Origin of the sequence: Citrobacter amalonaticus (assembly GCF_001559075.2) — a bacterium.
Taxonomy (GTDB): domain Bacteria; phylum Pseudomonadota; class Gammaproteobacteria; order Enterobacterales; family Enterobacteriaceae; genus Citrobacter_A; species Citrobacter_A amalonaticus_F.
Map to the genome: position 1 here is coordinate 144368 of NZ_CP014015.2, position 13026 is coordinate 157393.

Consider the following 13026-nt stretch of genomic DNA (forward strand, 5'->3'; position numbering starts at 1 on the left):
ACATCAGAACCCCCTTTCAACAGAGAAGAAGTAACACCTACTATGACTCAAGTCGCGAAGAAAATTCTGGTAACGTGCGCGCTGCCGTACGCCAACGGCTCAATCCACCTCGGCCATATGCTGGAGCACATCCAGGCTGATGTCTGGGTCCGTTACCAGCGAATGCGCGGCCACGAGGTCAACTTCATCTGCGCCGACGACGCCCACGGCACACCAATCATGCTGAAAGCACAGCAGCTTGGTATCACCCCGGAGCAGATGATTGGTGAAATGAGTCAGGAGCATCAGACGGATTTCGCCGGGTTCAACATCAGCTATGACAACTACCACTCCACGCACAGCGACGAGAACCGGGAGTTGTCTGAGCTCATTTATACCCGTCTGAAAGAGAACGGTTTTATTAAGAACCGCACCATTTCTCAGCTCTACGATCCGGAAAAAGGCATGTTCCTGCCGGATCGTTTTGTGAAAGGCACCTGCCCGAAATGTAAATCACCGGATCAATACGGCGACAACTGCGAAGTGTGCGGCGCGACCTACAGCCCGACGGAGCTGATTGAGCCGAAGTCCGTGGTCTCTGGCGCGACGCCGGTGATGCGTGATTCCGAACACTTCTTCTTTGACCTGCCCTCTTTCAGCGAAATGCTGCAGGCGTGGACCCGTAGCGGCGCGTTGCAGGAGCAGGTGGCGAACAAAATGCAGGAATGGTTTGAATCCGGCCTGCAGCAGTGGGATATCTCCCGCGATGCCCCATACTTTGGTTTTGAAATCCCGAATGCACCAGGCAAATATTTCTATGTCTGGCTGGATGCGCCAATCGGCTACATGGGCTCTTTCAAAAACCTGTGCGATAAGCGCGGCGATACCGTCAGCTTCGACGAATACTGGAAGAAAGAGTCAACTGCCGAACTGTATCACTTCATCGGCAAAGATATCGTTTACTTCCACAGCCTGTTCTGGCCAGCCATGCTGGAAGGCAGCAACTTCCGTAAACCGACGAACCTGTTCGTGCATGGTTATGTCACGGTCAACGGCGCGAAGATGTCCAAATCCCGCGGCACGTTTATTAAGGCCAGCACCTGGCTGAACCATTTTGATGCCGACAGCCTACGTTACTACTACACCGCGAAGCTCTCTTCGCGCATTGATGATATCGACCTGAATCTGGAAGACTTCGTCCAGCGCGTTAACGCCGATATCGTCAACAAGGTGGTGAACCTCGCCTCCCGTAACGCTGGCTTTATCAACAAACGTTTCGATGGCGTACTGGCGGCTGAACTGGCTGACCCTGCGCTGTATAAAACCTTTACCGATGCAGCGGCGGTGATTGGCGAGGCGTGGGAAAGTCGTGAGTTCGGCAAAGCGATCCGTGAAATCATGGCGCTGGCGGATGTCGCGAACCGCTACGTTGACGAGCAGGCTCCGTGGGTGGTGGCGAAACAGGAAGGTCGCGACGCCGATCTTCAGGCGATCTGCTCGATGGGCATCAACTTGTTCCGCGTGCTGATGACGTACCTGAAGCCGGTACTGCCGACGCTGAGCGAGCGCGTTGAAGCATTCCTGAACACCGAACTGCGCTGGGAGGCTATCGCGCAACCGCTTCTGGGCCATAAGGTCAATACTTTCAAAGCGCTGTATAACCGTATCGATATGAAGCAGGTGGAAGCGCTGGTGGAAGCCTCTAAAGAAGAGGTGAAAGCCATGGCGGCTCCGGTAACCGGCCCGCTGGCGGACTTCCCCATTCAGGAAACCATTACCTTTGACGATTTCGCTAAAGTCGATCTGCGCGTAGCGTTGATTGAAAACGCTGAATTCGTTGATGGCTCGGACAAGTTGCTGCGCCTGACGCTGGATCTGGGCGGCGAGAAGCGTAACGTCTTCTCCGGCATTCGCTCTGCTTATCCGGACCCGCAGGTGCTGATTGGTCGTCATACGGTCATGGTGGCAAACCTGGCGCCGCGTAAAATGCGCTTCGGTATCTCAGAAGGGATGGTGATGGCCGCCGGTCCAGGCGGGAAAGACATCTTCCTGCTGACTCCGGATGAAGGCGCGAAGCCAGGGCATCAGGTTAAATAAACCTCTCTAAAGCGCCGCACTCGCGGCGCTTTTTCTTCCGCGACAGGTCAATTCAGGCAATAGCTCGCGTAATTTCAGATTTTTCAACAATCATTTTCAGACATATCCAGTAGCCATTTCTCCCCGTCCTGCCTCACTTCTGGTATACATACTCTGCAAGGTTTATTTTTGAGCACCAGACGTTTAATAAAATGGAGTTTTACATGAAAGCATTAAATACGTTTTTTTCTGTCGTTTTCGCGTCAGTTCTCGTTTTCTCTCTCGCTGGATGTGGCGACAAGGAAGAAAGCAAAACATTCAAAGCAGACGTCAATGGCACTGAGATCGTAATGACCTATACCTACAAAGGTGACAAAGTCATTAAGCAGACCTCAGAGAACAAAATCAACTATGCCTCTATCGGGGTAAAAACCAAAGAAGATGCGGCGAAGATCCTGGATCCGATCAGCGAAAAATATCAAAACATTCCCGGCGTGGAAGAGAAGCTGACCTATAAGGACGGCTACGCGGAAGAAACCGTTTCTGTTGACATGGAAAAAGTTGACTTTAAAAAGCTGCAGGGCGTGATGGGCACGCAATTTTCGGGTGACCCGAGCAATGGTATCAGCATGAAGCAGAGCCAGAAAATGCTGGAAACCGCTGGCTTTAAAGAAGTGAAATAATCAAACAACGACGACCTGGCATCCGGCCGGGTCGTCGCTTTCTATTTAGCCTTTATTGCCGTGCAGACGCACCGCCAGCCCGCGCAGGAAATAACGCATAAACTGATCACCGCACTCACGGTAGTTTTTATGATCCGGAGAACGCATCATGGCGGTAATTTCCGGCATTGAAACGCGAACGTTCTGCTGGGTCATGATCGCCTGAATATCATCCGTTTTCAGTGAAAAAGCGATACGCAGCTTTTTCAACACCGTGTTGTTATTCACCCGACGCTCAAGCGCCAGTTCAGGCGCCGAATCATCTTTGCCGCGCTTCTCGTAGATCAGGCCGTTCAGGAATCCGGAGAGGATAATATCCGGGCAGCGGACAAACCCCTCTTCATCTTCTTTGGTCATCCAGGTGTCGAAACCCGCAGAGGTGGATTCCATATCGGCCAGCGCAAGAATGCGCACCATGTCATTATTATTGGCTTTCAGGGTGTAGCGCAGGCTACGAAGAATATCGTTACTAAGCATAGAGCCTTCAACTGTCGATGATGCAATGGCGCGCAGTGTATCAGTTTTACAGGCCAATCGCCTCTTTCAAACTTTTCAGATAGCGGCGACTGACCGGAACGGTTAACCCGTTACGCAGTATCAGCTCCGCCTGGCCGTTATCTTCCAGACGAATTTCCTGTAACTGCGCCATGTTAACCAGATATTGTCGATGGCAGCGCAGCAACGGCGTGCGGCTTTCCAGCGTTCTGAGCGTCAGCTCCGTAAAGCCTTCTTTGCCGTCGCTGCTGGTGACAAAAACACCGCTCATGCGACTGCTGACAAAAGCGACATCATCCATTTGCAGCAGATAGATCCGGCTATGGCCGCTACAGGGGATAAACTTCAGCGACTGCTGGTTTTCCGGTAATACCGATACGTCCTGTTTGCTCCGCTCCTGGCGCAGGCGGCTAAGGGTTTTCTCCAGTCGCGCCTCTTCTATCGGTTTAAGCAGATAATCAAAGGCGTGTTCTTCAAAGGCTTTAATCGCGTATTCGTCAAAAGCGGTCAGAAACACAATATAGGGACGATGTTCCGGGTCGAGCATACCCACCATTTCCAGCCCGCTGATACGCGGCATTTGAATATCCAGAAACAGCACGTCCGGATGCAATCTATGCACCGCGCCAATCGCTTCAACGGCGTTGGCGCACTCACCGACGATCTCGATATCACTTTGTTCCTGTAACAGGATCCGCAGATTTTCCCGCGCTAACGGTTCATCATCCACAATCAGCACTTTAATCATGCGTCTCCTCCAGGGGCAGTCGTAGGGTTATTCGGGTAAAGCAATCCGGTTCGCAGACTACGCTAATACCATAATCATCACCAAACCGTTCACGCAGGCGCTTATCCACCAGATTCATGCCCAGACCGCTGACGTTCGCGGAGGGCTGATACAACCCGGCGTTATCTTCAATATCCAGCATCAGGTACTGCCCTTCCTGACGGGCGGTGATGGACACCTCCCCCGTCCCCAGCAGTTGCGACGTCCCATGCTTAATGGCGTTTTCGACAATAGGTTGCAGGGTGAAGGCCGGCAACTGTTGATGGGCCAGCGCATCCGGCACGTTTAAACTCACCTGCAACCGCGCCTGGAATCGCGCTTTCTCGATTTGCAGATAGGCATTCACGTGCTCAATTTCGTCGGCCAGCGTGACGATCTCCGACGGGCGCTTTAAGTTCTTACGGAAAAAGGTGGAGAGGTCCTGCACCAGCTGGCTCGCCTGTTCACTGTCGCGGCGCACCACCGCTTTGATAGTGTTGAGCGCATTAAACAGAAAATGCGGATTGACCTGCGCATGCAGCAGCTTAATTTCTGACTGCGTCAACATCGCTTTCTGACGTTCATATTGTCCAGCGAGGATCTGCGCGGAAAGTAGCTGTGCAATCCCCTCACCCAGCGTTCGGTTAATGGAACTGAACAACCGGTTTTTCGCTTCATAGAGTTTGATGGTGCCCATCACCCGTTGGTTTTCACCGCGCAGGGGAATGACCAGCGTAGAGCCGAGCTTGCACTGCGGATGCAGCGAGCAGCGATACGGCACTTCGTTGCCGTCAGCGTAAACCACCTCACCCGTCTCGATGGCCCGCAACGTATAACCGGAGGAGATCGGCCTGCCCGGCAGATGATGATCGTCGCCAATCCCGGTAAAGGCCAACAGTCGTTCGCGATCAGTAATTGCCACCGCGCCGATATCGAGTTCTTTGTACAGCACCTGCGCCACCTTCATGCTGTTCACTTCGTTGAATCCCTGGCGCAGGATCCCCTCGGTGGAGGCCGCCACTTTCAGCGCCGTGGCGGAAAACGCAGAGGTATATTTTTCAAACATCGCCCGCTTGTCGAGCAAAATACGCATAAACAGCGCCGCGCCGACGGTGTTGGTGACCATCATGGGGGCGGCGATATTGCTGACCAGTCGGTAAGCATCGTCAAACGGTCGGGCAATCAGCAAAATGATCAGCATCTGTACCATTTCGGCGACAAAGGTGATCGCCCCGGCCGTCAGCGGATTAAAGACTTTATCGGTACGTCCCCGCCGCGTCAGCACGCTGTGCACCAGGCCGCCCAGCAATCCTTCCACGATGGTGGAGATCATACAACTGAGCGCCGTCATGCCGCCCATCGAGTAGCGGTGCAGGCCCCCGGTCAGCCCCACCAGTCCACCCACGACCGGCCCGCCAAGCAGACCGCCCATCACCGCGCCAATTGCCCGTGTGTTGGCGATGGAATCGTCAATATGCAGACCAAAATAGGTACCGAGGATACAGAAAATGGAGAAGGTCACGTAGCACAGCAGTTTGTGCGGCAAACGAACGGTTACCTGCATCAATGGTATGAATAAACGAGTTTTACTCATCAGCCATGCGATAACCAAAAACACGCACATCTGCTGAAGCAGCAGCAACACCAGATTAAACTCGTACATACCTACAGACCACACTTCGACTAAAACCGCGTAACATACATCGACTCGCGGGTTCTGTCTTTGAACTGCTGCATAAAATGAGAAATTCGTAAGAGATATCACACAAAAATTCCCGTGTGATGCTAAAACCACCCCTCACCTGAACAAAAAACAGACAAAACTACCTGGTTCGAAAAAGAGCGACTAAAGTTAGACTGGGACCTCGCGAGCAAGGATAAAATGATGGCGCTTTACACCATAGGTGAAGTGGCTTTGCTTTGTGATATAAACCCCGTTACGCTTCGCGCATGGCAACGGCGTTATGGATTATTGAAACCCCAGCGTACCGACGGGGGGCATCGCCTGTTCAATGATTCGGATATCGACAGGATCCGCGAAATCAAGCGCTGGATAGATAACGGGGTGCAGGTCAGCAAAGTCAAAATGCTGTTGAGCAATGAGAACGTAGATCTGCAAAACGGCTGGCGTGAACAACAGGAAACCCTGCTGCACTATCTGCAAAACAACAATCTGCACAGCCTGCGGATCTGGCTGAAAGAGCGTGGCCAGGATTACCCCGCGCAAACGCTGACCACCCATCTTTTTCTTCCACTACGTCGACGATTGCAGTGCCAACAGCCGACGCTACTGGCGCTGCTGGGGATCCTTGATGGCGTACTGATCAACTACATCGCCATTTGCCTCGCCTCTGCCAGAAAAAAACAAGGGAAAGATGCGCTGGTGGTGGGCTGGAATATTCACGATACCACCCGCTTGTGGCTGGAAGGCTGGGTCGCCAGTCAGCAGGGATGGCGGGTTGACGTACTGGCCCATTCGCTGAGCCAGTTTCGCCCGGACCTGTTCGAAGGGCGCACCTTACTGGTGTGGTGCGGCGAAAATCAGACATCGGCGCAGCAGCAGCAGTTGAATGCCTGGCGTGCGGAAGGGCACGATATTTACCCGCTTGGCATTTAATGATTCATTAACAGCTACGCTTCTCTGTATAATCTCTGGGTTAACATAAGGAGAACATCATGAGCATAGCGAAAATCGGTGTCATCACCCTCTTTTTACTCATGGCCATCGGCGGCATTGGCGGCGTGATGCTCGCAGGCTACACCTTCATTTTGCGTGCCGGCTAAGGTGCTGCACTAACCGTTCGAACAGGCGGTCTACGATGATCGCCGCCAGCGCGACCAGCAGCGCGCCCTGAATGACATACGCCGTATTGAACCCGCTCAGCCCGATGATAATCGGCGTACCGAGTGTGCTGGCCCCTACCGTCGAGGCGATAGTCGCAGTGCCAATATTGATAATCACCGACGTTCGCACACCTGCCAGAATCACCGGCGCCGCCAGCGGCAGCTCAACCTTGCGTAACTGTTGTCCCGGACTCATCCCCATGCCGCTGGCAATGCTGCGCACACTTTCCGGGATCGATCCTATCCCCGCCAGCGTCGCCTGCAGAATGGGTAACACGCCGTACAGAATCAGCGCAATAATGGCCGGTTGCTGGCCAAACCCCATCACCGGCACCGCAATCGCCAGCACCGCGACGGGCGGGAAAGTTTGTCCAACGGCGGCAATGGTCTCTACCAGCGGACGAAACTCTTTTCCCCATGGCCGGGTCACCACAATCCCGGCCCCCACGCCAATCGCCACGGCAAACAGGCTCGACACCGCCACCAGCCAGAAATGGGCCAGCGCCAGTGCGAGAAAGCTCTCCTGCTGATAGACCGGACGTGGAAGTTCGGGAAACAGGCTGGCGAAAATCACCTGACTGTGCGGTAAACCTGCCAGCATCAGCAGGAAAAGCGCGATCAACCAGAGCAGCGGGTCACGCCGTCGTTTCATGCGTCAGCGTCTCCGATAGCAGATCGCGAAAATGCAGCGTCCCGCAAACCCTGCCCTGCCGATTGACCACCGGTAACACATCGCGGCCGTGCGCGACAAACGCCGAAAGCGCATCGCGCAGCGTCATCGCTTCCGTCAGCGCCTCTCCGTCAATGTGCTCATCCCGGCGAACATAGTCCGCCACGGTTCGCAGTGACAGCAGTCGTACCCCCAGTTCACTGCGACCGAAAAACTGTTGCACAAAGTCATTCGTCGGGGCCGTCAGCATCGCCAACGGTGTCCCCTGCTGGACTATCTCACCGCCGTCCATCAGCACCAGATGCTCCGCCAGTCGCAGCGCTTCATCGATGTCGTGCGTCACCAGCACAATGGTTCGCCCCAGCAAACGGTGAATACGGGTCATCTCCTGCTGCAACGCCCCGCGCGTGACCGGATCCAGCGCGCCAAACGGTTCATCCATCAGCAGCACCTGCGGATCGGCGGCCAGCGCACGCGCCACGCCCACGCGCTGCTGCTGTCCACCGGAAAGCTGGTGCGGATAGCGTTCGCGCAATCCCTCTTCCAGCCCGAGCAGCGCCATTAATTCATCTACCCGCTCATCCATTTTTCTGCGCGGCCACTTCAGCAGTTGCGGCACGGTGGCAATGTTCTGCGCCACCGTCCAGTGCGGAAACAGGCCAATCGACTGAATCGCGTAGCCCATCCGTCGGCGCAGTTCCAGTACCGGCAGGCTGCGGATTTCCTCGCCAGCAAAGCGGATCCTGCCGCTGTCATGTTCCAGCAGTCGGTTAATCATTTTCAGGGTCGTGGATTTCCCCGAGCCCGAGGTGCCAATCAGTACCGAGAAACTGCCTTCTTTAATGTGCAGATTCAGGTCGCTAACCGCGTTGTGCTCACCAAAAGCTTTACTTACGTGGCTAAATTCAATCATGGTGGGTTACCTTCAGCAGAGCGATCCCTAGATCAAACAGCGCATCAATCAGTACCGCCAGCGCGATAACCGGGATCACCCCCAGCAGCACCAGATCCACGGCACTGCTGAGCAGCCCCTGAAAGACCAGCGCGCCAAAACCGCCCGCGCCAATCAGCGCCGCGATGACGGCCATCCCGACGGTCTGTACCATCACCACCCGCAGGCTACGTAAAAAGACCGGCAAGGCCAGCGGCAACTGCACGTGAAGGAAACGCTGAGCGGTGCTCATGCCCATCGCACGTGCGCTTTCCAGAACATCATGGGGAACCTGATTCAATCCGGCCACCACGCCACGCACCAGCGGCAAAAGCGCATACAGCACCAGCGCGATCAACGCCGGTGTCATACCGGTTCCCGCCACACCCACCGAGGCAAGCCAGGGGAACGCTTTTACCAGTCCGGCAAGCGGCGCAATCAACAAGCCAAACAGGGCAACGGAAGGAACGGTCTGGATCACATTGAGGACGGTAAACACCGGTCCCTGGCGGGAGGGCGAAAAATAACATCCGATACCGAGGGGAATGCCAATCACCAGCGCGGGCAATACGGTCCCTGACAACAGCGTCAAATGTTGAGCCAGCGCATCATCAAAGACATCCTGGCGGTTAGCGTACTCTTTGAGCAATGAGAGGTCGTCGAACGTCCCCATCAACAGGAGTATGACGGGAACAATCGCCATCTGCGCATGTAACACCCAGCGCCAGAGAGGTTGCGCGGTAATCCGCCGGATGGCATCACTGCAGGCCAGCAATCCCAGCGCGAGCCCCAGCCACAGACCGCTTCCCACACTGGTTCGCGCCAGCGGCGTCCCGGTTTCCGCCAGATACGTCGCCGCCTTGCCTACGCTCCACAGCATCAGAATCACCAGCAGTTGCGCCACCACCAGCGTGCACACGGCTCCCTTTTTTCCCGGCACAAAGCATAATGCCAGCAAGGCGCAACCCGCGCCGGTGAGCATCGACACCGAACCGGGCCAGAGCGTCCAGAGCTGTCGTCCCTCGCCCGATACCAGGCGATTCGGCGCATAGTTTACAAACGGCAGCGCGACGGCAGCGGCTGAAAGAATAACCAGCAGCAACAGTACGCGCTGAATACTGACTTTTGACACGTCACCCAACCTTTTTCAGCCCTTTTACTTCACCCATCCCTTTTGTTTCAGATAGTCCGCCGCCACTTTTTTGGCGTCTAACCCTTCAACGGCAATGCTGGCATTAAGTTGTTGCAACGTTTTTTCATCGAGGCTGGCAAACACTGGTTGCAGCCATTCCGCCATCTGCGGGTACTCCTTCAGTACCGCCTCACGCACCACAGGCGCTGGCGCATAAATGGGCTGAACGCCTTTAGGATCGCTTAAGGTCTGTAAGCCCAGCGCGGCGACCGGACCATCCGTACCGTAGGCCATCGCGGCGTTGACGCCGGACGTTTGCTGCGCGGCCGCTTTAATGGTCACGGCGGTGTCACCGCCCGCCAGCGAAAGCAGTTGCGCCTGACTGAGTTTGAAATCGTAGGCTTTTTCGAAAGCGGGCAGCGCGTCAGCACGCTCGATAAATTCAGCGGAGGCGGCCAGTTTGAAAGTGCCGCCCTCTTTCAGATAGCGCCCGAGATCGGCCAGTGAGGTGAGTTTATTTTTTTCGGCGACATCGCTACGTACCGCGATAGTCCAGGTATTGTTGGCTGGGGCTGGCGTTAACCAGACCAGCTTATTTTGCTCTGCATCGAGTTTTTTGACTTTCTCAAAGCCTGCTTGCGCGTTTTTCCACGCCGGATCGTTTTCATCTTTGAAGAAGAACGCGCCGTTACCGGTATATTCAGGGTAGATATCCAGTTCGCCCGAGGTGATCGCGCCGCGCACGACCGGCGTGGTCCCCAACTGGACTTTATTGACCGTTTTGACGCCGTGGCTTTCCAGCACCTGCAAAATGATGTTGCCGAGCAGCGCACCTTCGGTGTCAATTTTCGATCCGACCTTCACCGGCGACGCCGCCTGCAAGGGTAAGCTCACTGCCGCTAACAGCGCCAGCGAACCGGCCCAAATATTTGAGATTGTCATGATGCTTTCCTCATCTTTTTGCCGCCTTTTTCAGCGACTTGAGGGGAAAGCATAGTCGAAAAGTGTTCTGTTAACCCGACATTTCCGTTTTTTCACGGTGCCCACAAGGGGGAACCCATGCCTAAGTTCCCCCTGTAACGGTTACAACAATTCAAACGATCCCTGCTTCACGCGGGCAGAATCGACGCCGATAAAGACGTTGAACTTGCCGGGTTCGGCGTCGAACTTCATCTGCTGATTCCAGAACTTCAGCGCATTGATATCAATCGGGAAACTGACGGTCTGCGTTTCGCCAGGTTTCAGGTTCACTTTCTTAAAGCCTTTCAGCTCTTTCACCGGACGACTCAGGGAAGCCGTGACGTCCTGCACATACAGCTGAATCACCGTCTCACCTTCACGCTTGCCGGTGTTGGTCACCTTCACACTCGCCGTCACGCTGCCGTCGCGTTTCAGGGTTGGCGCAGAAAGCGTCACGTCAGAAACGTCAAACGTGGTGTAACTCAGACCATAACCAAATGGATAGAGCGGGCCGTTGGCTTCGTCAAAGTAGCGAGAGGTGTATTTGTTCGGCTTGTCGGCGTTATACGGACGACCGGTGTTGAGGTGGCTGTAATAGGTCGGGATTTGCCCTACCGAACGCGGGAAGGACATTGGCAGTTTGCCCGACGGGTTGTAGTCGCCAAACAGGACATCGGCAATCGCGTTGCCGCCTTCCGTACCGGCAAACCAGGTTTCCAGCATCGCATCGGCCTGTTGATCCTCTTTCACCAGCGCCAGCGGACGACCGTTCATTAGCACCAGCACCAGCGGTTTGCCGGTCGCTTTCAGTGCCGCAATCAGATCGCGCTGGCTCTGCGGCAGTGTGATATCGGTACGGCTTGACGCTTCATGCGCCATGCCCTGCGCCTCACCCACCACGGCGACAACTACGTCAGACTGCTTCGCCGTCTTGACGGCTTCATCAATCATCTCCTGAGGTGAACGCGGATCCATCTTCACCGCCTCTTCGTACTGATTGAGGAAGGTGACAATGTCTTTATCGTTAGTGACGTTGGCCCCATGGGCGTACACCACTTTCCCCTTTGTACCGAGAGCATTTTTAATGCCGGTCAGCACCGTGATGGACTGATCGGCGACGCCTGCGGCGGACCAACTGCCCATCACATCGCGTTTGCTGTCCGCCAGTGGGCCGACAACCGCAATCGTCCCCGATTTTTTCAACGGCAGCGTGTCGAGGCGGTTTTTCAACAGCACCAGACTTTCACGCGCCACTTCACGCGCCTCTTTCCGGTGCAGACGGCTTTCGGCGTTGGTATCCACCGGATCAGACTCTTTTGCCCCCAGATGGCTGTACGGATCGTTAAACAGCCCCATGTCATATTTCACGTTGAGTACGTGCCGCGCCGCGTCATCCAGCTCCGCCATTGTCACTTTGCCGGATTTGATCAGTCCTGGCAGGTACTTGCTGTAATACTCGTCGCTCATACTCATGTTAATGCCGGACTTGAGCGCCACACGGACGGCATCTTCCGGGTCGGAGGCGGTGCCATGTTTAATCAGCTCTTTGATCGCACCATGGTCAGAGACGGTAATGCCTTTAAAGCCCCACTTGTCGCGCAGAATATCTTTCAGCAGCCAGGCATCAGAGGTCGCTGGCGTGCCGTTCAGTGAGTTCAGCGCCACCATCACCGCGCCGCTGCCTGCGTCCAGACCGGCTTTGTACGGCGGCATATAGTCGTTAAACAGGCGCTGCGGACTCATGTCCACGGTGTTGTACTCTTTACCGCCCTCCACGGCGCCGTAGGCGGCGAAGTGCTTAACGCTGGTCATCACCGAATAGCGATCTGCCGGGCTTTTGCCCTGCATCGCTTCCACCATCGTTTTTCCCATAATGGAAGTCAGATACGTATCTTCGCCAAAGCCTTCCGAGGCGCGTCCCCAGCGCGGATCGCGGGAGACATCGACCATCGGCGCCCAGGTCATGTTCAGACCGTCGTCGGCGGCTTCATACGCCGAGATGCGTCCGACGGTTTTCACCGCGTCGAGGTTAAAAGAGGATGCCAGCCCGAGGCTAATCGGGAAGACGGTACGCTGGCCATGCAGCACGTCATAGGCAAAAAAGAGAGGGATTTTCAGGCGGCTCAGTTCCATCACCTGATCCTGCATTTTGCGGATGTCCTGACGGGTGACGGTGTTAAAAATCGCCCCCACCTGGCCGTCTTTGATCATCTCGCGGATCGCTTCTTTCGGGTTATCCGGGCCGACGCTGATTAAACGCAACTGACCAATTTTTTCATCGACGGTCATTTTCGTCAGCAACTGGGTGACAAACGCATCTCGCGCTTCCGGCGTCAGCGGATGGTTACCGAACAGCTCCTCCGCCAGCGCGGGTTGCACCGCCAGACTGACCGCGACACCTACAGAACATAGCCATTTCATGTTGATTCTCTCTTTCTCTAAAGCCCGACG

12 protein-coding genes are annotated in these 13026 nt (G+C 55.2%); 4 read left to right on the plus strand and 8 right to left on the minus strand.

Annotated features, from left to right (window positions below; translation table 11 throughout):
• The first annotated feature begins 42 nt into the window (after positions 1–42).
• Both metG and AL479_RS00710 read left to right on the plus strand, forming a co-directional pair.
• Positions 43–2076 (plus strand): methionine--tRNA ligase, encoded by a 2034-nt coding sequence (gene metG, locus AL479_RS00705; RefSeq protein ID WP_061074683.1) that lies wholly within the window; start codon positions 43–45, stop codon positions 2074–2076.
• Positions 2077–2279: 203 nt separating this feature from the next.
• The gene (locus tag AL479_RS00710) at positions 2280–2738 is read left to right on the plus strand and encodes a YehR family lipoprotein (RefSeq protein WP_043000154.1); all 459 of its coding nucleotides are present in this window, start codon (positions 2280–2282) and stop codon (positions 2736–2738) included.
• Between the two features lie 45 nt (positions 2739–2783).
• On the opposite strand, the gene AL479_RS00715 is transcribed toward AL479_RS00710, so the two are convergent.
• Genes AL479_RS00715 through AL479_RS00725 form a run of 3 tightly spaced genes read right to left on the minus strand, consistent with a single transcriptional unit; the run spans position 2784 to position 5701 of the window.
• On the minus strand, positions 2784–3254 hold the full coding sequence (locus tag AL479_RS00715) for a DUF1456 family protein (RefSeq protein ID WP_061074684.1): 471 nt from the start codon (positions 3252–3254) through the stop codon (positions 2784–2786).
• A 46-nt stretch (positions 3255–3300) separates the two neighbouring features.
• Positions 3301–4020 (minus strand): two-component system response regulator BtsR, encoded by a 720-nt coding sequence (btsR, locus tag AL479_RS00720; RefSeq protein ID WP_061074685.1) that lies wholly within the window; start codon positions 4018–4020, stop codon positions 3301–3303.
• On the minus strand, positions 4013–5701 hold the full coding sequence (locus AL479_RS00725) for a sensor histidine kinase (protein WP_102601332.1): 1689 nt from the start codon (positions 5699–5701) through the stop codon (positions 4013–4015). The genes btsR and AL479_RS00725 overlap by 8 nt, the downstream gene beginning before the upstream one ends.
• A 222-nt stretch (positions 5702–5923) precedes the next feature.
• Between AL479_RS00725 and mlrA the strand changes: the two genes are divergently transcribed.
• Together mlrA and AL479_RS00735 are read left to right on the plus strand one after the other, a co-directional pair.
• Positions 5924–6655: an HTH-type transcriptional regulator MlrA gene (mlrA, locus tag AL479_RS00730; RefSeq protein WP_061074686.1), complete on the plus strand. Its 732-nt coding sequence runs from the start codon at positions 5924–5926 to the stop codon at positions 6653–6655.
• A 59-nt stretch (positions 6656–6714) separates the two neighbouring features.
• Entirely contained in the window at positions 6715–6822 is a 108-nt protein-coding gene (locus tag AL479_RS00735; protein ID WP_044258671.1) for a protein YohO, read from the plus strand.
• Here AL479_RS00735 and AL479_RS00740 read toward each other — a convergent pair.
• The 5 genes from AL479_RS00740 to bglX all read right to left on the minus strand — a co-directional run bounded on the left by AL479_RS00740 (position 6803) and on the right by bglX (position 12996).
• Complete coding sequence (locus AL479_RS00740; protein WP_061074687.1) at positions 6803–7534, minus strand: ABC transporter permease; 732 nt, start codon at positions 7532–7534, stop codon at positions 6803–6805. The two genes, AL479_RS00735 and AL479_RS00740, sit on opposite strands and share 20 nt — an antisense overlap.
• Positions 7518–8465 carry an ABC transporter ATP-binding protein gene (locus AL479_RS00745; protein ID WP_061074688.1) on the minus strand — a complete coding sequence of 316 codons (948 nt, stop codon included), beginning with the start codon at positions 8463–8465 and terminating at the stop codon, positions 7518–7520. The genes AL479_RS00740 and AL479_RS00745 overlap by 17 nt, the downstream gene beginning before the upstream one ends.
• On the minus strand, positions 8458–9624 hold the full coding sequence (locus AL479_RS00750) for an ABC transporter permease (RefSeq protein ID WP_061074689.1): 1167 nt from the start codon (positions 9622–9624) through the stop codon (positions 8458–8460). Before AL479_RS00750 ends, AL479_RS00745 begins: the two co-directional genes overlap by 8 nt.
• A gap of 15 nt (positions 9625–9639) precedes the next feature.
• Positions 9640–10557 (minus strand): ABC transporter substrate-binding protein, encoded by a 918-nt coding sequence (gene osmF / locus AL479_RS00755; protein ID WP_061074690.1) that lies wholly within the window; start codon positions 10555–10557, stop codon positions 9640–9642.
• A gap of 141 nt (positions 10558–10698) precedes the next feature.
• Positions 10699–12996, minus strand: a complete 2298-nt coding sequence (gene bglX / locus AL479_RS00760) for a beta-glucosidase BglX (protein WP_061074691.1) — start codon at positions 12994–12996, stop codon at positions 10699–10701.
• Between the last annotated feature and the right edge of the window lie 30 nt (positions 12997–13026).